This window comes from Sulfitobacter sp. D7, assembly GCF_003611275.1.
Classification (GTDB): Bacteria; Pseudomonadota; Alphaproteobacteria; order Rhodobacterales; family Rhodobacteraceae; genus Sulfitobacter; species Sulfitobacter profundi.
In genome coordinates this window covers 1,748,629-1,770,478 of record NZ_CP020694.1, presented here as the reverse complement: position 1 = coordinate 1,770,478, position 21,850 = coordinate 1,748,629, and the positions used below count along the sequence as shown (strand labels likewise).

Annotated in this window: 17 protein-coding genes; 6 read left to right on the top strand and 11 right to left on the bottom strand. The window is 61.2% G+C overall.

Annotation, left to right across the window (positions count from 1 at the left end):
- The first annotated feature begins 129 nt into the window (after positions 1-129).
- A complete protein-coding gene (locus B5M07_RS08515; protein WP_120350990.1) occupies positions 130-573 on the top strand; it encodes a VOC family protein in 444 nt (147 codons plus the stop codon).
- Here B5M07_RS08515 and B5M07_RS08510 read toward each other — a convergent pair.
- Genes B5M07_RS08510 through B5M07_RS08500 form a run of 3 tightly spaced genes read right to left on the bottom strand, consistent with a single transcriptional unit; the run spans position 570 to position 2,607 of the window.
- Positions 570-1,235, bottom strand: coding sequence for an alpha/beta hydrolase (locus tag B5M07_RS08510; protein WP_120350989.1), 666 nt, complete (start codon positions 1,233-1,235; stop codon positions 570-572). The two genes, B5M07_RS08515 and B5M07_RS08510, sit on opposite strands and share 4 nt — an antisense overlap.
- Positions 1,232-1,864: a DNA-3-methyladenine glycosylase family protein gene (locus tag B5M07_RS08505; protein ID WP_120350988.1), complete on the bottom strand. Its 633-nt coding sequence runs from the start codon at positions 1,862-1,864 to the stop codon at positions 1,232-1,234. Before B5M07_RS08505 ends, B5M07_RS08510 begins: the two co-directional genes overlap by 4 nt.
- Positions 1,861-2,607: a precorrin-6A/cobalt-precorrin-6A reductase gene (locus tag B5M07_RS08500; RefSeq protein WP_162931836.1), complete on the bottom strand. Its 747-nt coding sequence runs from the start codon at positions 2,605-2,607 to the stop codon at positions 1,861-1,863. Before B5M07_RS08500 ends, B5M07_RS08505 begins: the two co-directional genes overlap by 4 nt.
- A 123-nt stretch (positions 2,608-2,730) precedes the next feature.
- Between B5M07_RS08500 and B5M07_RS08495 the strand changes: the two genes are divergently transcribed.
- The gene (locus tag B5M07_RS08495) at positions 2,731-3,942 is read left to right on the top strand and encodes an MFS transporter (RefSeq protein WP_120350986.1); all 1,212 of its coding nucleotides are present in this window, start codon (positions 2,731-2,733) and stop codon (positions 3,940-3,942) included.
- A 4-nt stretch (positions 3,943-3,946) separates the two neighbouring features.
- Here B5M07_RS08495 and B5M07_RS08490 read toward each other — a convergent pair whose 3' ends face one another.
- The 5 genes from B5M07_RS08490 to B5M07_RS08470 form a co-directional block, all read right to left on the bottom strand.
- On the bottom strand, positions 3,947-4,711 hold the full coding sequence (locus B5M07_RS08490; RefSeq protein WP_120350985.1) for a squalene/phytoene synthase family protein: 765 nt from the start codon (positions 4,709-4,711) through the stop codon (positions 3,947-3,949).
- On the bottom strand, positions 4,708-5,415 hold the full coding sequence (locus B5M07_RS08485) for a class I SAM-dependent methyltransferase (protein WP_120350984.1): 708 nt from the start codon (positions 5,413-5,415) through the stop codon (positions 4,708-4,710). The genes B5M07_RS08490 and B5M07_RS08485 overlap by 4 nt, the downstream gene beginning before the upstream one ends.
- 8 nt (positions 5,416-5,423) lie before the next feature.
- Positions 5,424-7,040 carry a citramalate synthase gene (cimA, locus tag B5M07_RS08480; RefSeq protein WP_120352196.1) on the bottom strand — a complete coding sequence of 539 codons (1,617 nt, stop codon included), beginning with the start codon at positions 7,038-7,040 and terminating at the stop codon, positions 5,424-5,426.
- Complete coding sequence (gene cysS / locus B5M07_RS08475) at positions 7,033-8,475, bottom strand: cysteine--tRNA ligase (RefSeq protein WP_120350983.1); 1,443 nt, start codon at positions 8,473-8,475, stop codon at positions 7,033-7,035. The genes cimA and cysS overlap by 8 nt, the downstream gene beginning before the upstream one ends.
- A 353-nt stretch (positions 8,476-8,828) precedes the next feature.
- Positions 8,829-9,428 carry an outer membrane protein gene (locus tag B5M07_RS08470; protein ID WP_067621921.1) on the bottom strand — a complete coding sequence of 200 codons (600 nt, stop codon included), beginning with the start codon at positions 9,426-9,428 and terminating at the stop codon, positions 8,829-8,831.
- A 456-nt stretch (positions 9,429-9,884) separates the two neighbouring features.
- Here B5M07_RS08470 and B5M07_RS08465 point away from each other — a divergent pair, with 456 nt between their 5' ends.
- Positions 9,885-11,255 carry a phospholipase D-like domain-containing protein gene (locus B5M07_RS08465; RefSeq protein ID WP_120350982.1) on the top strand — a complete coding sequence of 457 codons (1,371 nt, stop codon included), beginning with the start codon at positions 9,885-9,887 and terminating at the stop codon, positions 11,253-11,255.
- The gene (locus B5M07_RS08460; protein ID WP_120350981.1) at positions 11,252-11,962 is read left to right on the top strand and encodes an endonuclease/exonuclease/phosphatase family protein; all 711 of its coding nucleotides are present in this window, start codon (positions 11,252-11,254) and stop codon (positions 11,960-11,962) included. The genes B5M07_RS08465 and B5M07_RS08460 overlap by 4 nt, the downstream gene beginning before the upstream one ends.
- 6 nt (positions 11,963-11,968) lie before the next feature.
- Here the strand turns inward: B5M07_RS08460 and B5M07_RS08455 are convergent, their stop codons facing one another.
- Positions 11,969-12,307: a hypothetical protein gene (locus B5M07_RS08455; RefSeq protein WP_067622059.1), complete on the bottom strand. Its 339-nt coding sequence runs from the start codon at positions 12,305-12,307 to the stop codon at positions 11,969-11,971.
- Positions 12,308-12,666: 359 nt separating this feature from the next.
- Here B5M07_RS08455 and B5M07_RS08450 point away from each other — a divergent pair, with 359 nt between their 5' ends.
- Positions 12,667-18,519: a DUF11 domain-containing protein gene (locus tag B5M07_RS08450; protein ID WP_120350980.1), complete on the top strand. Its 5,853-nt coding sequence runs from the start codon at positions 12,667-12,669 to the stop codon at positions 18,517-18,519.
- A gap of 13 nt (positions 18,520-18,532) precedes the next feature.
- Here B5M07_RS08450 and B5M07_RS08445 read toward each other — a convergent pair whose 3' ends face one another.
- The gene (locus B5M07_RS08445) at positions 18,533-19,897 is read right to left on the bottom strand and encodes a sensor histidine kinase (protein WP_120350979.1); all 1,365 of its coding nucleotides are present in this window, start codon (positions 19,895-19,897) and stop codon (positions 18,533-18,535) included.
- Positions 19,894-20,565, bottom strand: coding sequence for a response regulator transcription factor (locus tag B5M07_RS08440; protein ID WP_120350978.1), 672 nt, complete (start codon positions 20,563-20,565; stop codon positions 19,894-19,896). Before B5M07_RS08440 ends, B5M07_RS08445 begins: the two co-directional genes overlap by 4 nt.
- A 149-nt stretch (positions 20,566-20,714) precedes the next feature.
- Here B5M07_RS08440 and B5M07_RS08435 point away from each other — a divergent pair, with 149 nt between their 5' ends.
- On the top strand, positions 20,715-21,791 hold the full coding sequence (locus tag B5M07_RS08435) for a tricarboxylate transporter (RefSeq protein ID WP_120350977.1): 1,077 nt from the start codon (positions 20,715-20,717) through the stop codon (positions 21,789-21,791).
- The last annotated feature ends 59 nt before the right edge of the window (positions 21,792-21,850 follow it).

Genomic DNA, 21,850 nt, shown 5'->3' with positions numbered 1-21,850 from the left:
CCCGTTTTAGTCACTATATCTCGCGGTTTCTCTCTGGCAAGACAAAGGTGAACCACTAGATGTCGCCGGTTTTGCCCAAAGATTACGACAGAGGCGTGACAGATGGGCAGAGTTTGTTAACCTTGTGGCATGATGAAAAGCCCCCTGCCCGATGCGCCCGCCCCGCAGTCCTTGCTCGAAGCCGCCGTTTACGTCGATGATCTGGATGCGGCGCGGGAGTTTTACCGCGACATTCTGGGTCTACAACTGTTTCAAGAGGTGCCGGGGCGGCATATGTTCTTTGCGCTTGGCCCCTCGGTCTTGCTGGTCTTCAACCCCACGGCAACAAGCCAGCCGCCCGGTAATCCGAAGATGCCGGTGCCGCCCCATGGGGCGCGGGGGCCGGGGCATGTCTGCTTTGCGATGAAACGCGATGAGATCGCCGCGATGGAGACGCGGCTGCAGGCCGCCGGGGTCGAGATCGATACCAGCTTTGACTGGCCCAACGGGGCGCGCTCACTTTATGTGCGCGACCCGGCAGGCAATTCGGTCGAATTCGCAGAGCCGTGGCTCTGGGATGAGATGAAGGGTTAAAGCCCCAGTTTGTCGCGCATGAAGGCAAGTGCGACACTCAAGCCATCCGGTGCGATGCCATGGCCGGTGCCCTTCATCACATGGGCGTAGACGTCCTGCCACCCGGCCTCTTGCAGGGCTTCGGCGGCCTGCGGCAGGGATTGCGGTGCCACCACATCGTCGGCATCTCCGTGCACCAGCAGCACCGGCGGCTTGACGCGCGCCTCTTCGGCCAGCGCTTCGGGGTTCAGCAGGCGGCCCGAAAAGGCCACGATGCCCGCCACCGCATCCTCGCGGCGCGGGGCCACATGCAGCGACATCATCGTGCCTTGAGAAAAGCCAAAGAGCACGACCTGTTCGGGCAGCACGTCTTCGTCCACCATCAGCGCATCGAGGAAGGCGTCGAGGTCTTCGACCGCGCTCATCATCCCGCGCATCGATTCCTCTTCGGATGATCCATCGATCCACGGGATCGGGAACCACTGGAAGCCCATCGGTGCGCCGGCGCAGGCTTCAGGCGCGTCGGGCGCAACGAAAAGCGTGTCCGGCAAATGCTCGCTCAGAGGATCGGCGAGGCCCAGCAGGTCAGCGCCATTGGCCCCATAGCCATGCAGGAACACCACAACCGACCGTGTGGTGCCAGAGACCGGCTCGCGGCGCTCGGCGTTCAAAACCCGTGTCATGACAATCCTTCCTTTTGTTTCAACACCCGGTAGTAGGCAAAGAGCAAGCGCGCCGCAACCGACCGCCAAGGTGACCAAGCGGCGGCCATGGCGGTAAGGTCTTTCGGCGTCGGGCGCGCGGGCAGATCAAACAGCCCCCGCGCGGCTTCTTGCAACGCAAGATCGCCACTTGGAAAGATGTCGCGACGGCCCATGCAGAACATCACATAGACCTGCGCGGTCCACGGCCCGATACCCGGCATGGCGACCAACGCGGCAATGGCTGCGTCATCGGACAGGCAGTGCAGCGCGTCAAAGTCAAACTTCCGCTCCGCCAAGGCCAGCACATAGCGCGCTTTGGGGCGGCTCAGCCCCGCGGCGCGCAGACCGTCGTCGCCCGCGTGCAGGACGTTTTCCGGGCGGTCCAACCCCGCCTCCACCAGCCGCGCATAGATCGCCCGGGCAGAGGCCACGCTCACCTGCTGCCCCACGATGATGTCGAGAAGGCCCGCGAAACCCGGCGGGCGCAGGCGCAGGGGCAGCGGACCGGTGCGTGCAAGCGCCATGGCAAAACGCGGCTCGGCTTCAGACAGCCAAGCGGCTCCCTCGGCCACATCGGCGTTGCAGGTGATCGGGAGCGCAAGGCTCACAGCTGCGCCGCCCAGTCCATCATCGCGCCAAGGTCGGTCAGGCACTGTGCCCCCTCTGGCAGGCGCGGCTTTTCAATGAGGATTACTGGCAAGCCGAGCGACAGGGCGGCGTCGACCTTTGGCCGGCTGGCCTGCCCGCCGAGGTTGCGGCAGATCAGCAGGTCGACGCCGAGTTCACGGAACAATGCCGTCTCGCTCTCCACGGTGAAAGGCGGATCGCCAAAGATCAGGTCGACAAAGTCATAGGGTGCGGGCCGGTCATGGTGGGTCGTCTGGCGCAGCATGAGGCGTGCGCCCTTGAACGGCAGGAACGCGGGCAGGCTCGCCCAGCCGGTGGCGACAAAGACGCGGGCCCCGGGCGGCACCGCACGGGCGGCTGTCGTCACATCGGGCGCCGATTGCAGCAGCGGGTTGTCCAAAGGCCAGACAGGCCGAGAAAAGCTGATGAAGGGTTTGCCCAAGGACTTGGCGGCGGCAAAACCTGCGTGGCTTAGCCCCGCATCGAACCCATGGCTGAGATCGAGCACCGCATCAAAACCCGCCATATCGCGCCGCAGGGCGGTGGTGTCGTCGGGGTCGCGCATTTCAAACGCCATCGGCATCGGATTGCTGCCGCGCGGCGGTTCCGTCAGCCATGCGGTGACCCTGTGACCGGCCTCAGCCAAAGCGACGCCAAGCTGCCGCGCCTCGGCAGTGCCAGCGAGCAGAAGAAGGTTCAGCGAAGGGTGGTTTGAGGCGGTCATCGGCGCAATCATCGGCGAGCTTGGCGTCGGGTGCAAGCGGGATCGGGGGCGCAAAAACCGGGGCCGGGCTTGCCCTTACGCATCGGCAGGGCTACGCCTTGGCGGGAAGTGAGGAATTCAGACATGATCGACGACAGACGCGCCCGGCGCAACGTAGCGGTGCTGGTGGCAGCGCAGGCCTTTCTTGGTGCGCAGATGCCGATGATTTTCCTCGTGGGTGGTCTTGCCGGTCAGTCGCTGGCGACCAATGTCTGTCTTGCCACGCTGCCGATCTCGATGATCGTGCTGGGCTCCATGCTCTCGGCCACGCCGGTTTCGGCCATCATGCAAAGGTTTGGCCGACGGGCGGGGTTTTTTCTGGGGGCTGCGGGCGGAGCATTGGGCGGCGCGGTCGCGGCCTATGGGCTTTATCTCGCGTCTTTCCCGGTCTTTTTGCTCGGCTCCCTGCTGACGGGCGTCTATATGTCTGCCCAAGGGTTCTACCGTTTCGCCGCCGCCGATACTGCCTCGGATGACTTCCGGCCCAAGGCGATCTCTTATGTGATGGCGGGCGGTCTGGTCTCGGCCATCATCGGGCCGCAGCTTGCCACGGCGACCTCTGGCAGCCTCGTGGTGCCCTTCCTTGGCACCTATTTGGCCGTGGTGGCGGTGAACGTTGTGGGCGCGCTGCTGTTTCTTTTCATCGACATTCCAAAACCGCCGATCCCGGCGCATGACGCGCCCAAGGGCCGCAGCCGCTGGGAGCTTCTGACCACGCCGCGCATCGCCGTGGCGGTGATCTGCGCCATGGTGGCCTATGCGCTGATGAACCTCGTGATGACTTCGACCCCGCTGGCCGTCGTCGGCTGCGGTTATAGCCAAGATAACGCGGGCTACGTGGTCACTGGCCACGTGCTGGCGATGTTCGCGCCGTCCTTCTTTACCGGCCACCTGATCAATCGGTTCGGGGTCGAGCGGATCATGGGCCTTGGCATCGCGATCCTTGCCGCCGCAGGACTGGTGGCGCTGCAGGGGGTGGAACTGGGCAACTTCTTTGTCGCGCTGATCCTCTTGGGGCTGGGGTGGAACTTTGGTTTTATCGGGGCCACGACCATGCTCGCCGGGGCGCATGAGCCGCATGAGCGCGGGCGGATGCAGGGCCTGAACGATCTGCTGGTGTTCGGCGGCGTGACCGTCGCCTCGCTCGCCTCGGGCGGTTTGATGAATTGTTCGGGCGGCACGGCGCAAGAAGGCTGGGCAGCGGTGAACTTTGCCATGGTGCCGTTCTTGGTGCTGGCCGGTGGCTCGCTGATCTGGCTGGTGCTGCGCAGCCGCAAAGAAACGCAGCTGAGCTAAGCGCCTACCAGCGAGACGCCATGGCCCGCAGCGCGAAATGGCGGCGCGGGTCAGGCAAGCCTGCTTGGGAGACCTTTTGCGGGTCTGCCACAGCCGCGTGCAAAACAGGTCCGGCATGGGCGGCAGGCAACAATGCGGCCCGCGCCGCCTTTGGGATCTGCGCCCGTTTGGCCCGCGCTGATTTCAGGCGGTCCAACGCCCCCTTGGCAAGGGCCGAAACCCCTTCCGCCGTGCCATCGAGCAGCGGCACACGGCCCGCCTCTTCCAAATTCGGAATGGCACAGAGCCAAGCGGCGATGCCGGTGGCATAGGCCGCATCACGCACGATCGCTTCTTGCGTCGCGCCAAGGCGGCGTGCGGCGACCCACATCAGATGGCCTGCGGTCTGGTCGATGTAGCGAGCGAAATGGGCAGCATCCTCAAAGGGGTCTTTGTAGATATCCCACCGCCGCGCAGCGACGAGTTCATCGAGTAATTCCGCATCCTCGGGCGCGATCGCGCGGGCCAGCGGCGTGGTGACTTCGTGGCGCCTGACGGGGCCGCCCTTAGCAATCTCCTCCAGCGCGTCGCGCCACCATTGTAGGCGCATCTCGGCGATCATCGCCTCTTGGGTGACCCATGGCGCGCGGGCAACCTCGACGTTGAAGGCATAGAGCGGGAAGAGCAGCTTGCGCGTCTCGACGGGGGCGGCCATGGCGGCGCGAAAGCGCCAAGGGTCGGCGCGCTCTACCATGGCGGCGCAGGCGTTTAGGTCGGCGTCGAAGGTCATGCGGGGCGTGCCACCGTCAACAGATAGCCAAATTCATCCCCGTGCGCGCGCCAGCAGGCGATTTCCGCCTCTGTTGCATCAAGCACCTGTGCCAATGCGTCATCCGCACCGGGGCGCAGCTTTTCGATGCGGGCCTCCAGCGGGGTGTAGTAATTCTCCCAAGCCTCCTCCGACAGAACGCGGGTCGCCACGACCTCATATCCCGCCGCGCGCACCCGTTCAGCAATGCCGTCTGGGTCGCTCATCGCGGGATAGTCGGCCCATTGCGCGCGGGCGTCCTCCGAAGGGGTATCGGTCAGCCAGCAAGGCTCGGAGAATGCCACCACACCACCCGCGCGCAGGGATTTGCGCCAACGGGTCAGCGCCTCGGTCACGCCAAGGAAATAGACCGCACCGGCGCACCAAATGAGATCATATTCATTGGCGATCGCGGCCATATCGGCGCGCAGCAGGGTGACATTGCCATCGGCCACGAAACGGCCCCGCGCGGTGTCAACGAAATGCGCGGTTTGATCGAGGGCGGTCACATGGCCCTGCGGAATCGCCGCGCGGAGTGCGCCGATGTCGCTGCCGGGGCCGCAGGCCACATCGGCGATCTCGGCGCGCGCGGGCAGGTCGACCTGTTCCACGGCCCAGTTCACGTCCGAAGGCTCCCCCGGCCCCTCGCGCGGCAGGTCACGGTGCAGGGTGAAAAAAGCGGTCATATCGTCTGTCATTGGGCGCGGTCCCGGATCAATTTCCAACGTATCGCATCTAGCAATGCCTCGAATGAGGCGTCGAGTATGTTGGCGCTGACGCCCACGGTGGACCAACGCCGCCCCTGCCCGTCTTCGCTGTCGATGATGACGCGGGTGGTGGCTTCGGTGCCGCCTTGGGTGATGCGGACTTTGAAGTCAACCAGACGCATGTCATCCAGCAGACTGCTGTACTTGCCCAAATCCTTGACCAGCGCTTTGGAGAGGGCGTTGACCGGGCCACGGTCTGCGCCATCTTCGTCCAGCGATTCCGAGACCGAGAGCCGCTTTTCTCCGTCGACATCGACCACCACGACCGCCTCGGAAAGGCTGACCATCCGGCCTTCGGCATTGCGGCGACGTTCGACCGTGACGCGGTAACGCTCCACCTCGAAAAGATGCGGCAACTGGTCCATCACGTCGCGGGCGAGCAGCTCGAAACTCGCCTGTGCGGTGTCATAGGCATAGCCCTGCGCCTCGCGGCCCTTGACCACTTCCAAGATCCGGCCAAGCGCCGGGTCGCCCTTGGCCACGGCCAGACCGGCATCGCTCAGCCGTTTGCGCAGATTGGATTGCCCGGCTTGGTTCGACATCGGAATGACGCGGGTATTGCCGACCAGTGCGGGGTCGATATGTTCATAGGTGCTGGGGTCTTTGGCGATGGCGCTGGCATGAAGCCCCGCCTTATGCGCAAAGGCCGAAGAACCCACGAACCCTGCCTGTTTCATCGGCACCCGGTTGAGGATTTCGTCCAGCATCCGACTGGTCCGCGTCAGCCCTTTTAGCGCGGCGCGGGTGACGCCAATCTCGAACTGGCTGGCATAGGGTTCTTTCAGCAACAGGATCGGGATCAGCGTGGTCAGATTGGCGTTGCCGCACCGCTCGCCCAGCCCGTTCAGCGTGCCTTGGATTTGGCGCGCGCCCGCATCGACGGCGGCCAGCGTGCAGGCCACGGCGTTTTCGGTGTCGTCATGGGTGTGAATGCCCAGCCGGTCACCGGGGATTCCTGCGGCGATCACATCGCGGGTGATGCGGCCGATCTCTTCGGGCAGCGTGCCGCCATTGGTGTCGCAAAGCACGATCCAGCGCGCACCCGCCTCATAGGCCGCGCGGATCGCCTCAAGCGCGTAGTCGGGGTTGGCCTTATAACCGTCGAAGAAATGTTCGGCATCAAACAGCGCCTCGCGGCCTTGGGCGACCAGATGGGCGACCGATTTGGCGATGTTGTCGGTGTTTTCCTCCAGCGTGATGCCTAGCGCGGTTTTCACATGGAAGTCATGGGTCTTGCCGACGATACAGACCGACTGCGTTCCGGCGTTCAACACGGCGGCCAGCACGTCGTCATTTTCCGCCGACATGCCCGCGCGTTTGGTCATGCCAAAGGCGGTGAGCCGTGCCTTCGTCTGCGGAGCGGCCTCGAAAAATGCGCTGTCGGTGGGGTTGGCACCCGGCCAGCCGCCTTCGATATAGTCTACCCCGAGCGTGTCGAGCGCCTCGGCGATCTGGCGTTTTTCATCGGTTGAGAACTGCACGCCTTGGGTCTGCTGCCCATCACGCAGAGTGGTGTCGTAGAGGGTGAGGCATTCTTTATTCACTTTTGGATCCGCCACCTGAGATGCTCTTATCAATCTTATCTACAGAAGCTTGCTCGTATGTCTCCCCGGGGGACAAATTCACCTCATTCTTAGTCATTTTCACGATTACACCCGCTTGAGAGAGCAATCTTTTCCATCGATCAACCTCCCCAAAGTCCTTTGAGACCATCGCCGTTTTGCGGAGAGCATCGAGATCTCGTCCCAATCTAGAAAGCTGGGGGGTAGTTCCAGAGCCGAAGGCGCTGTTCGCGCGAAACTCTGCAAAAAGAGCTCTTCTTTCATCCGATAGAAAGCCAAGAAATCTAGCATGGTCGAGTAATTTTTGCGGTTCTTTCTTCAGACTTCTAACGAAAGTCAGCGCGCCATGTGTGTTCAGGTCATTACCTAAAATTGCGAGAAAATTACTGTCCGGGATGAAATCATCTTTGCTAGTTGGTTGCAGACCCTCAGTGATCTCGAACCATTGGTTAATAGTATGGTACGCAATCTTTGCTTTCGAGGCAGTCCAGTCCATCGGCTTGCGGTAATGGGTCGAGAGCATCACGAACCGGATCACCTCGCCCTGCACGCCTTGTTCCAGCAGATCCCGCACGGTAAAGAAATTGCCCAAGCTCTTGGACATCTTCTTGCCTTCGACCTGCAGCATCTCGTTGTGCAGCCAGTAGTTGGCAAAGCCGTGGCCTGCACATTTCGACTGGGCGATCTCATTCTCATGGTGCGGGAATTGCAGATCGATCCCGCCGCCGTGGATGTCGAACTGCGCGCCCAAAAGATCATGCGCCATAGCGGAGCATTCAATATGCCAACCCGGACGGCCTTGCCCCCAAGGCGACGGCCAGCCCGGTGTACCTTCGTTCGAAGGTTTCCACAGGACGAAGTCCATCGGGTCTTCTTTGTAGGGCGCCACCTCAACCCGCGCGCCTGCGATCATATCATCGACCGAGCGGCCCGAGAGCGCGCCATATTTGGCATATTTACGCACCCGGAACAGCACATGGCCTTCTGCCTCATAGGCGTAGCCCTCATCGATCAACCCGCGGATCATCGCGACCATCTGCGGGATGTATTGCGTGGCGCGCGGCATGTGATCGGGCTCGAGCGCGCCGACGGCGGCCATGTCGTCGAGATACCACTGCGTCGTCTCTGCGGTGATCTCCCCAATACTGCGCCCGCTGTCGGCGGCGCGGGCGTTGATCTTGTCGTCGACATCGGTGAAGTTGCGCACGTAAGTAACGTGTTCGGGGCCATAGACATGCCGTAGCAGACGGTAGAGCACATCAAACACGATCACGGGCCGCGCGTTGCCCAGATGCGCGCGGTCATAGACCGTGGGACCGCAGACATACATCCGCACATTCTGCGCATCAATCGGCGTGAAATCCTCTTTCTTCCGGGTGGCGGTGTTGTGCAGCTTGATCGTCAGGTCACGGGTCATGGGCAGGCGTCCTTGCGCGGGTGTGACGCGGGCTTGGCATAGTTTTGTCAGAATGGGAATGACGTGAACAGCGGCCCGCGGGGATGTCTCAGCGGGTAATGCAGCAAATAATGAGCGTTGCGGTGTTCATGACAAGCTTGTAGCAAGCCCGCCGCCCTCCGCCAAGCCCCTTGTCCGGTTAAGTTTTATGCGCGTAGCGCGCGGCCATGACGGACGAAGACAGCCTGCTTGGGGGCAGCATTGCCCATCTTTGCCAGATGACATGCCCGCCACGCTGCCTGTCCGCACAAAAAAGGCCGGCCTCCTTTCGGAAGCCGGCCCCCTATCCAAGCGAGTTACCCCGCCAAGATAGATTAGAAGCGCATGGAACCACGCAGGGAGATGGTTGTCGCGTCCAGATCGTCGCCTGTGCCGCCTACGTCATCGAATTTGTGCTGCAGCACTTCGCCACCGACGGTGTAACGGTCTGTGACTTTATATGTGACGCCCAGACCAGCGAAGGGCCCTGTTTCATCACCAACGTCGGTGTCGGCGCGGGCTGCACCAGCTGTTGCATAGACCAGCGTGTTGCCGAAGTCGTAACCGGCTTTCAGCTTGGCGCGTGCAACGGAATCCGCGGCGACGCCTGTGTTGCCCAGGTCGATGTCGGTTTTGTCATAGTCGAGTTCACCACCCAGTACGAACTTGCCGAAGTCATAGTCGTAACCGGCGTGGAAACCGTAGGACGTGTCGTCACCGTCAAGGGTGCCGCTGTCGCTGTCGATGTCGGTTTGACCAACCTGAAGACCGGTGTAGAAGCCTGTCCAGTCGCCATCAACGGCCACGGGTGTCGGCGCAGGTGTGAAAACCGGTGCTTCAACTGTGGTGTCTTCCAGCGAACCGGCTGCTGCTGCACCCGCGAAGGCGCTGGATGCGATCAGGGCGATGCTGGCGATTGTTGTCGTGCGTTTCATGTTCTGCTCCTTAAATACAGGTGACCTGCGATCCTCGCCGCAGGGTCACTTACGCAACGCCTCATCTAGTATTGGGTTTCAGGTTTTTCACTTCACAGATTTGCGATGCGCTGATTGTCGCACATTTGCAACATACCCTCGGCCAAGCGCCGCTTAAGTTATGTATCAAGTGTGTTTCCGCCTTGGGGCTTAGCGATAATTATCAAGATGCATCAGATACTTGCCGCCGCAATACGGATAATGCAGCCCCAGTCACTGCCACGAAAGCGCAAATAGCCTGCGCGGATCGGCCCTGCACCGACGGTAGCATTGCAAGCAGGATCCGTCTTTCAAAGCCACCACCTCAAAAACCACACTAAAATCATTCCTCGACGCCTGACACCGACCAAGGCTTGCTGTCAAAGGTGAACGGGTTATTTGCCTCTATTGCCAGCAAGAAGGAGCAGACCCCACCCCATGTCTTGGATCACCACCCATCTAGAGATCGTCATCATCGTGATCCTGACGCTGCTGGCGGCGATCGTGATTTTGCAACAGCGCCGCACGCCGCAATCGACGGCGGCTTGGCTGCTGTTCATCATCGCGCTGCCATGGGTGGCGGTGCCGTTGTTTCTCGGGCTGGGCTTTCGCAAACAATCTTCGCGCTACTCCCCGGTGCATTTCCTCAAAGGGGAAACCGGAGGGCCGCCGCCCCGTCCGGTGCATACGCTGGACGCGACGATGCAGTATTTCGGCCTGCCCGCCGCCGCCCATGGGCAAGACCTGCGGCTCTTGGGTGATCCGACAGCGGCGCATGAAGCCGTGATGGCGCTGATCCAAGGGTCCGAGAAACGGATCGACGCGCTTTTCTACATCGTTGCCAATGACGACACCGGCCGTATCTTTGTCGATGCGCTGACCGAACGCGCCAAGGCCGGTGTCAAAGTTCGGCTGCTGATGGACCGTTTGGGCACCCTGCGCGGCCCGGCCGCGGCACTGCGCCGCCTGCGTGCGGCAGGGGGTGACGTGCGCTTTTATTCACCGCTGTTGCAAGTGCCGGGCTCAGGCCACCTGAACCTGCGCAACCACCGCAAAATGATTATCGCGGATGATGCGCGAGTCTTTTCAGGCGGCATGAACATCGGCGCGCACTACCTCGGCCCCACGGCGCTTGAGGACGGTTGGACCGATCTGGCCTTCTTGCTCGAGGGGCGCGCAGTGCAGAGTTTCGGCGATGTTTTCCGCTCGGATTGGGGCGTGGCCAGCGGGGAGGCTTTGGAGCCTGCCCCCTCGGTCGCGGCGCATACGGGCGGGACCGCCACGGTGCAATTGGTTCCTTCCGGACCCGATATCACCGAGGACCCGCTGCACGACGGTCTGATCCGCGCGCTGCATTTGGCTGAGGCGCGGATTTGGCTCGTGACCCCCTATTTCGTGCCGACCGAAGCACTTGGTGCGGCTTTGACGACCGCAGCCCGCCGCGGTGTGGATGTGCGGGTGCTGGTGCCCGAACGCTCCAACCAACGGCTGGCGGATTTTGCCCGCGGTGCCTACCTGCGCGACCTGCAAGAAGCTGGCGGCCATGTGCTGTATTACCAGCCCGGGATGATCCACGCCAAAGCCGGGATCATCGACGATATGGGGCTTGTGGGCACCGCCAATTTCGACGTGCGCAGCATGTTGCTGAACTTTGAGGTGACGCTTTTTGTCTATGACGCGGGGTCGGTCGCGAAGCTGCATGATTGGTTTGAACATCTCTCCGAACACTGCGCCATGGAGAAGCCTCCGACGGGGATGATCCGCAAGGTGGCCGAGGGGCTGTTTCGTTTGGGAGCGCCTGTTCTATGATCCCCGCCGTCGCCCCCCAATCGCTGCGCATCGTCAGCTATAACATCCGCAAGGCCCTGGGCACCGATAGACGCCGCGATCCGGAGCGGATCATGCGGATCATCCGCAGCCTGCATGCAGATGTGGTGGTGCTGCAAGAAGCCGACCGCCGCCGCGCCCCGCGCCCCTCTGCCCTGCCGCTGGATCGGGTCGAAGAGGTCACGGGCATGCGCCCTGTGCCAACGCCAAGCGATGTCAGCATAGGCTGGCACGGCAACGCCGTTTTGGTGCGCCCCTCCGCCAAGATCGATCAGGTGGCGCATCTGACCCTGCCGGGGGTCGAGCCGCGCGGTGCCATGGTGGCCGACCTGCACATCGGCGCGCGGCAATTGCGGGTCATCGCCTCGCATCTTGGCCTGCTGCGCCCCTCCCGCAAGGAACAGTTAAGCGCCATGATCGCTCACCTTGATGCCTGCGCCGCCTGCCCCACGCTGATCGCGGGCGATCTGAACGAATGGTCGCAAAAGGTCGGGCTGGGGCGCTTGGCGAAACGCTTTACGATCCATGCACCGGGCAAAAGCTATCACGCCCGGATCCCCGTGGCTTTTCTTGATCGCATGGCGTTGGATCAGCATCTGACAGTGCGCCAAGGCGGCGTGGTCGAGACGTCGCAGACCCGCCGCGCGTCGGACCATCTGCCGATCTGGCTCGACGTGGCGCATCGCTAGAGGGGGTCATCCCGTAGCCCAAGCCAGTTCGCCCACCATCATGTTGCAAGCCTGCTGCGGATTGGAGAAGGCGACCTGCATATCAAAGGCCATGCGCACATCCGTTCGCGCCTTGGCAATCGTCGCATCCGTCGCCCCAAGCCGCCGTGCCGTGGCGATATTCTGGTTCGCGTCGTGCCGCAATTTGCGCACGCTCTCATAGCCGCCCGCAAAGCCTGCACATTGTTTGGCGGTCAATTCCGCCGCCGCCGCCCGTCGCGCCGCGGCTTCCATGGGTGAGGCCGGAGGTTCGACACAGGCCGCCAGCGATCCGGTGAGAAATCCCAATATAACAAGACGTTTCATCAAATTCTCCCTTTCACATCCTTGATAGGGAGGGACTGGTTTAATTTTGGTTAACGACTGTTTTGCCTCACGGCCAAGACCTGACGACGGGGCCCATAGGGCCGCGCTCAACCCCGGATGTCGTCTTGGCGCGCCGACGCAGGCGACAGCGCCAAGCGCGCGCGACACGTGCCCGGCCTCCAGCAGCCGCAATCATCAGACCCTGTCGCCCTTCAATACATAGTTAACCCTGCGCGGTTAAGAAATCTCACCAAAGCCTAGCAGACCTAACCCAAAGCATATGCCCAAGACCCACCTGCTCAGATTGACGCAAAAGTTACCCGATGAAAGCCTAGTGCAGGACAAATTGAGAGTAAGTCATGATATTCTTTAGATTATTCTGCGCGAGCGCCAAAGCCGTTCTGGGGGCATTCTTTTGGCTCTGTTTTTCAACCATGGTGCTTTCGCACGGCGCGTGGCTGGGCGGCGGTGGGGTTTCGCTGACCGATGCAAGCCGTCAGCAGATCGCGGACCGGGTCGCGGCGGGGCTGCCGCCGATTTCAGCCGGTGATAACATTGCCATCATTGCCGACTTTCCCGTCATAGCCGAAGGCACGCTTGATGGTCCGGGCGGCTATGCCACGTTGTATGTGCCCGCCGGGACCGAAGTCGCATCCGCCTATATGACTGATGCTACAGGCGCGGCCCGCGACGCCCGCCCGGCGCGTGCCTCGACGGGGTCTGGCGTGTCTAAGGGGTGGGGTCCGAAGGGCCAGCAAGTATTTGATATCTCTCCCAACGGCTGGGCTCCCTCTGACACGGCGCAGTGCCAAGCAGCGGGGTTTTCCATCGCCAATTGCAACGCCGGGCTGGCCTATATCTATGGCGATACTGGTATTTTCTACTCAACCCGTCCGGATACTGCATTGTTCGCAAATGGATCGGATATCGCCACTTTAGAAAACGGGTACCTCGTTAATCCCACGAATGGCAGCCCTTGGAGCAGTGTTGGCGGCACCGGCACCGCCCGCGTTCACAACAAATGGGACGCGGTTCAGATCAACGCATTCGGTTCTGGGGGGACAATCGACCCAAACGGTTTCTCAACACAAGAAGAGACCACGATCACGGGCGGCCGAGGGGCGACCCCCTTTCGCGCGGGCAGCCCCGTGGCAGGCCCGGATTCAGGATCCGATTGGGACCGTTACGGCACCACCGGCCCTTGGAACCGGATCAGCTATCCCGGTTCCTGCGAAGCGGATGATCCGCTGCTCGCGGGGCCAGACGGGCCTGCCACTGGCGCCGGATCCGTCTTTCCCGAATCGCTGGACCCGGGCGTTAACTCTTACGAAGCCTGCACCGAGACGACCGCGGGTTTTAACCTCAATAGCAGCGCCGCGTCAGTTTTGCCGAGCGGCACAAACGCAGTGCGCTACGCCTTCGGCGGGATCGCGCAGGGAGAGACTTATTACGCCGTCATGGAAGTGAAAGTCAGCGACCCGGCCAACATTGGATATTTCAATGCCGAAGGTCACGGCGGAGACTCCGCCGAAGGCGCCTCTGCCGGGAACGACAACCCGTGGCGCTACTGGGTCGCCGGAACCTCAGCCGTCTCACCTGCGGGGCCTGAGGACCTTTTCGTATCAATCTCCATTACAGCGGTGAACGGCACCCCGTATTCGGGGGGCGACGTCCCGCAGGGCGCCACGCTGACCTACCGCGTGAGCTATGTTAATACATCGCTCAGCCCCATGACCAATGTGCAAACCTCGGTGACCCTGCCGCCGGAAATTTCGGGTACGACGAACTTTCAGGTCATCTCGGGCGAAGATATCCGCCCTGCGACCACCCCGACAAACGGCAGTTTCCCGCTCCTTCCGATGACCAGCTTGAACGGCCTTGGAAGCGGCGCCATCGAGTTTGACGCCTATGTCTCTACCGCGGCGGGAGGCAGCATCACCGCCGATGCCGCGAATTCCAGCGATGAAGGCGGTGCCGATACCGACAGCGTCAGCGTTAACGTCACCGCCGTGCCAGCCGATACGCTTCCAACCTGTTCTGGAACGCGGTTTTCAATCGTCGATTGGACATCTGACAGCCCTGCAGCCCTCGGCGCGACATCTACTTTCACCCGCTATGGAGTCGGCGGTTCACTCACTGCAACTGCAAACGCTGATGCCAGAATTGGCCGCGCAGCCGCGATCGGAAACGCAAATGAACTCTACTCCGCCGGGTATGGCGGCAATCCCGTGTTCACACAGCAATATGCCACCTTGAATATTGATTTTGACACCCCCATGGACTCCGTCCTTTTCTACGTCACGAGCTTGGAATTCGACGAATCCGTAGCGGTCTACGGCGAACGCAACGGCGTGCGCGTGCAACCTGCCATCGCCGACGGCCCGCTTTCGGCCTCCATGTTTCGCCGGGCCAATGCGGATGGTTCTGTTTTGGCAGAGCGCGACAGCGCATTCTCGACAACAGCCTTACCCGAAAATTTTGCCGTAGAAGTCGGATTTGGCGCCCCGGTTGATCGGGTCGTGATCGATCATGGCACCCGCAAAAACAACAGCGCAAACTTCGCCGGATCTCTGCAACTGACCGACATCCAAGCCTGTGCCGACTTTACCGACGCGCCATCGATATATGGGGATGCACTCCATACGGTGGGGTCAGAGCCCAAGGTCTATCTGGGCGATGCTTTGACAAGCGATGCAGGGCCAGGGAACGCCGATGATGCGGGGTCGGACGATGACGATGGCATAACGATTCCCCCGCTCATCCAAGGTTTTATCGCAACACTAGAAGCACGTGTCCAAGGCGACGGTGGCTTTTTGACCGCTTGGATCGACTACGACGGCAACGATGTCATGGCCCTTGCAACCGCCGAAGAAATCGCGCGCGATTTGCAAGACGATGGCACCGGCGGGGATCAGGTCGCGGGCGATGGCCTGATCCAATTTGAGGTGATTGTCCCGGGTGACGCGGTACTAGACCAGACCTTTGCCCGCTTTCGGTGGTCTACAACTCCGGTCGTCGGCGTGGCAGATGTTTCCTTGGATGGGGAGGTCGAAGATTACCCGATCAATATCGCTGCGGCCCCTCTGGTCGATCGCGGTGATGCTCCGGCAAGCTATGGCGACCCATTGCACATCATCGCTGAAACCGGCATCGCGGGGACCTACTTAGGGGCCCTCCCTCCTGACCCCGAAGCTGCCTCTCAAGCAAGTGCAGATGCTTTGGGCGACGATCTTGACGGGAACGACGACGAAGACGGGGTCACGCTCCCCCAGCTCTTTGCTGGCGGCACGACTGAAATAACCGTGTTCGTAAACGAGGTGACCGGCGGGGTCGGCAGTTTGACAGGCGGCGTGGCCTATCTTCAGGCGTGGATCGACTTTAACGGCAACGGGCTCTTCGACGCTACTGAGCAGATCGCCTCTGATCTGCAGGACGGCAGCGCTTCGGATAAAGATAACACGCTGAATGGCGAGATCCGATTTGATGTGAACGTGCCGGGAAGTTCCGTGCTCACGCCGACATTCGCGCGGTTCAGGTGGTCAACCACCGAGGGCGTCGTCCCCGTCGCACTTGACGGAGAGGTTGAGGACTACAGGCTGACAGTTTCCGGCGATGTTCCTCCGGTTTCCTGCGACAGTGGCCTATACTTGCTGTCTGACGATCCAACACAGTTGCGCAAACTGCGCTTTACCGACACCGGGTCGGGCTACTCCATGTCATCGCAACCCCTCGGGACAGCGCCGCGCCGGCTGGCAGCCGGCTGGGGATACAACGAAATCGATGGCTATATCTATGGCGTCCGCCCCGGCAAAGATGAGCTGTGGCGCGTGGACGGTACCGGAAACTTCACCAAAATGCCTTCATTCCCAAACAGCGCCGAAAGGGCCGAAGATGCGGGCGATATCTTGCCCAACGGTATAATGGTCTACGAAGCAGACAACGTCACATGGCAGTTGTTGGATTTGACCGACCCCAACAATCCGATCGATGCCGGGCAATTGACCCTCTCCCAAGCCGTCACGGTGTCCGATTTCGCTGTAAATCCATTGGACGGATTCATCTACGGCATCAACGAAAACACCGGCAGCCTGTTTCGCGTGTTCGCGAACAATGGTCTCGCTGGTTTCACCACGGTGGTGGAATTTGGGCCCAGTGTTTACACGGGCATCTGGTCTGCGGTTTTCTTTGACGAGAACGGCCAGATGTACGCCTATGAGGAGGTATCGAACTCAATCTACCTAATCGATACGTCGACCGGCAATCGATTAAGACTGGCAACGGGCACGGATGAGGGCGGTTTCAGCGATGGCACCTCGTGCCGCGGCGGGACACCTTTCGTACTGTCCGGGCTGGGCGGCAATATCTATATCGATCAAGACGGTTCCGACATAAAAGACGGGGCGGAAGAGAACTTGGCGGGCGGGATCCGGGTGGATTTGTACTCGGATAACGCAACGCCAAATGATCTGGACGATGACAGTTTCATCCGGACAGTCGATACCGAGCCTGACGGAACATATGCCTTTGTCGGCTTGCCTGCGGGCACCACCTACCGGGTAGAGGTCGATGTGAATGACGCAGACCTCCCCCCCGGCGCGCAGATCGGAACCTCAAATCCCCTCGTTGGTGTAAAGGCCGATTCCGGTGCCTTTACAGTGGCCTACGACTTTGGTTTCGATCCGCAGTTTTCTGACCTCTCAATCACCAAAGAGGCCTATCAAGCGGGCACCACCTCTCCCGTCACAACCGCTGTCGAAGGCGACATCATCGACTGGGTGATCAGCGTGACAAACGACGGCCCCGGCTCGCCTTCGGGGGTCAAGGTGATCGAAAGCATCCCCGCAGGTTTCGCCTATATCAGCGACACGGCCCCTCCGACCGGCGATTATTTCGACCCAAGTACGGGACTTTGGTTCGTCGATGAAATCCTGCCGGGTGCGACTGAAACCCTTACCATACGTGTGCGTGTCACAGCGGGTGGCAACTATACAAACGTCGTCGAGATCGTGAGCAGTTCCCTACCCGACCTCGACAGCGATCCAGCCGTTGGTCTGGCCCAAGATGACTTGCAGGACGGGATTGCCGACGATGACGAAGCCAGCGTCACGATCGCTCTCGCAACCTCGGGCGGTGAAATTTCAGGCCAGCTGATCCGGGATGATGGTCGCGGCGGGGTCGCGCACGATGGCTCTGCCACGGGCGACGAGGTAGGCACGAATGCAGGAACCATTTTGCTGCTGGACGATGCCGGTGCGCTATTGGCAAGCCCGCAGGTCGGCGCCGATGGACGATGGTCCTATCGGCTCGCGCCGAACTACACTGGCAGTCTGACCGTCTCCACGGTGCCCGCCGAAGGGTGGAGAGCGATTTCCGAGCGACCGGGCTCACTGCCGGGCTTGGTGAACAGCGATCCACATGATGGCTCGTTCAGCTTCACCCCTTCGCCTGAGACCGATTACAGCGGACTTACCTTAGGCATTATTCCACTTCCCACTTTGAGTGAGGACCGTGACGCGCACATCGGCGCGGGCCAAATCGCCCTTTTGCCGCATCTCTATCGAGCCAGTTCATCTGGCATCACCACCTTTACCGTAGAGAACATTTCCGAGCCTGCGGTCGGTGCATTTTCAGTTGCGCTCTTTATCGACAACGATTGCGATGGCGCGCCCGACACCCCGCTGAACGTGCCAATTTCCGTTCAAGCGGGGGACGAACTCTGCCTGATCTCGAGGGTCTCGGCGGGTGGCGGCCTGCCTCCGGGCAGCGCTTTGACCTACGAGGTGCAAGCCGCCACGGACTTTTCCGGAACCACTGCTTCGCACATTACAACCGATACGGATCGCGTGACGGTCGAAGTCGGTGGCAGTCAGCTCGTTCTGGTGAAAACTGTACAGAACGAAACGCAAGGCACGGGTGAGGGCTATTCAAATCAAGCCTCGCCCGGGGATGTACTGGTCTACCGCATCACAGTGGTGAACCCGAGCCAGCGCATTGCATCCGCCATCGTCATTTACGACCGAACGCCGCCCTATACTCAATTGGCGGAGGCTGTAGCCACGCCGCAAACCGTGAGCCCCTCGCTGATCTGCGATCTCGCAACCCCAAGCGACAACCTACCGGGATATGAAGGCCCCCTGCGGTGGGATTGCAGCGGGACGCATGCCGCAGGCGCCGAAGGGAGTGTGTTTTTCAAGGTCCGCGTGACACCTTGATCGGAACCGCTGTTCAGACAGTCGGCGCAGAAAGTGGGATTTTGATCTTTACGATTAACCCCTTGTCTTGCGGCACCAGTTCGGCTTGCCCGCCGTGACGGCGCAGGACATCTTTAACAATCGCAAGACCAAGACCACTGCCTTGCCCTTCGCTTAGTTGGCCAAACCTCTCAAACGCGGCTTCGGCACTGTCTTCGGGAATGCCGGTGCCGTCATCTTCTACAGCCAAAACCGCAAATCGCCCCTCTACCATGGTGCTGACGCGGATCGCGGTGAGGCCGCCGCCGCCATGGGTCAACGCGTTTTCAAGCAAATTGGTGATCGCTTCGGCGAGCAGCACAGTGTCGCCCGCAACGTGGAGCGGCGTGGTGCATGGTTCAAAGCCAAAGCCAATGTCCCGCGACAGGACGGTGGGGGCAAAGTCACTGCACACTTCGGCAGCGACAGCGTTGAGCTCAAGCGTATCGAATGCAGGGGCCTCGTCGTAGCGCAACCGTTCAAGAGACAGCAACTGGTTGGCCAGCCGCGCTGATTTGCGGGCCGCAGCAATCAATTCGCGTTCTCTCAACCGACGCTCTTGCGGGTCGCTGACATCTGGCAAAACCTCGGCCAATGACAACAGTGCGGAGGCGGGGTTGCGCAGTTGATGCGCGGCGTTGGAAATAAAGACCTGATGGTCCTCGATGCTCTGGCGCACCTGCCCGAAAAGCCGGTTCAATGTGGCGACGATACCAAAGGCCTCAGCCGGGACCGGGCGGCGGATATCGCGCAGGTCATCGGGGGATCGGTGTTGGATCGCATCTTGCAAATCGTTCAAGGGGCGCAGGCCGATCTTCACCCCGAACCAGACCACCAAAGCAAGGGCCGCCATCAGACTGGCGATCAAAGCCGCCGCGCGGCGCGCCAAGGCGGCGGCGAAGGCATTGCGATCACTGTCCCTTTGCCAGACTGTGACAATCGTATCGCCCGTCAGGTTACCGATGGTCGTACTCTCCCGCATCCGCAAAACGCGCACAGGCTCGCCCCGATATTCAGCCATCGTGTAGTTCAGCCGATCCTCGCCCGCCCGGCCACCAGAGACGGGTGGATAGGCATAGCCGGTGATGTAGATGCCACCGGGGCCCGTGACATGGTAAAAAAGCTCACCGCCCCCGGCGTCCGAGACGAAATCCCGCGTGCTGGGCGAAAGCGCATCCCCACCAGAAATCGCCACATCGCGGGAGATCGCCAAAGCTGCGGCCAGCAGGCTGCGGTCAAACAGGGTTTCAGAGGTGCGCTGCGCCACTTCGAAGCGCCAAAACCCCAGAACGATCGAAAGCAACAGCAGCGGCGGCAGGATCAGCATGAACAGCCTAGAGCGCAGCGACATCGAGGTCATGCGCTATCGACCTCCAGCATATAGCCCAGCCCGCGCGCCGCTTTAATGCGGATGCCGAAGGGCTCCAACCGTTTGCGAAGACGGGAGACATGCGGCTCGATTGCGCTGTCTTCCTGCGCGGCCCCGGTGCCATAGACATGGGTAATCAGTTGTGATTTCGAGACGATCCGCCCGCGCCTTTCCAGCAGGCATTCAAGCGTCGCCAGTTCTTTGCGGGGGAAGGCCAGTGGCTGTTCATCCTTCAACAACTGGCGGTTAGTGCGGTCAAAGACCAAGGGACCAATCGCGTCGCGGGCGGCGAACTCAAGGTTCTTGCGCCGCGCCATGGCCCGGAGCCGCGCCTCTAACTCGTCCATCTCGAAAGGCTTGGTCAGATAATCATCGGCCCCGGCATCCAGTCCGGCCACCCGCTCTGACGTCTCTGCCCGCGCGGTCAGCAGGATCACCGGCGTTCCATCGCCGCGGCGGCGCAGGCGGCTCAGAACCTCCAGCCCATCACAGCCGGGCAAGTTGCAATCCAGCACGATTAGATCTGCCCCCTCATGGCGCAGAAAGGCATCGGCCTCTTCCCCGTCGTGCAGCAGGTCTACTGCATGGCCGCGATCCCGCAGGCGATGGGCAATTCCTTGGGCAAGGGCTTCATTGTCTTCGATGACTGTAATGCGCATGATTAAAACTTAATCCTAATGCGCAAGTTTCGCGCAAGGTTGGAAAGGCAGAGTGCCCGTGTTGGAGGAGGGATTCGTTCCCTAAACAAATCCGAACGACGGCAGACGTGAAAGTCTGACCGGTACAGAATGTCTACGGGAGGACACCTATGACTATCAAGTATTTCGCCGCCACCGCTGCATCCGCCGCCTGCCTCGCCGCCCCGGCGCTGGCCGAGGTCGATTTTGCAGGCAAAACCATCGAGTGGGTCATCCCCTTCTCGGAAACCGGCGGCTCGGCCAAATGGGCCAACTTCTTTGCGCCGCTTTTGTCCGAAGAACTGCCCGGCAACCCCCCGGTCGTCGTGAAGTTCATGCCGGGTGCAGGTTCAACCAAAGGCGCCAACTGGTTCCAAGAGCAAGAGCATGACGAGGGCACGGTCCTTTTTGGCACCTCCGGCTCAACCCAGTTCCCCTACCTGCTGGACGACCCGCGCGTGCGCTATGAGTACAGCGACTGGAACCCGGTCATGGCCTCGGGCACCGGCGGGGTCGCTTATCTGAACCCCACGGACGGTGAGAAATTCGACGGCACCGCCAATAACCTCAAAGACGTCAACTTCATCTACGGCTCGCAGGGGGCCACGCGCCTTGACCTCGTGCCGCTGCTGGCATGGGAAATGCTGGGCATGAATGTCGAGCCTGTTTTCGGCATCAAGGGCCGTGGCGATGGCCGTCTGATGTTTGAGCGCGGCGAGGCCACGATCGACTATCAGACCTCGTCAAGCTACCTCGGGGCCTCTGCGGATCTCGTCGAAAAAGGTCAGGCCGTGCCGATGATGACATGGGGCGCGCTGGACGAGGATGGCAACATCGTTCGCGACCCCACCTTCCCCGACATCGCGACTTTCAAGGAAGTTTGCGAAGCGACCGAAGGCTGCGCCACCGAAGGCGAGGCATGGGACGCATGGAAAGCCTTCTTTATCGCAGGTTTCCCTGTGCAAAAGATCGCCTTCCTGCCCGCAGGCACCCCCGACGATGTGATCGCGACCTACACGGCGGCCTTTGACGCGGTGCGCAACCGCGACGACTTTGCCAAGATCGCTGAAAAGCGTGTCGGTAAGTACCCCGTCTTCGTAGGCGAAGGCGCGGCAAAGGCTACGCAGCGCGGCACGACCGTCTCTGCGGAGGCGAAAGCCTTCGTCACCAACTGGCTGCAAGAAGCCTATGGCGTTTCGCTGAAGTAAGCGGAACCCTCTCGGCCCCGGGTCAATCCCGGGGCCACCCCCCTTTATTCTAACATTTC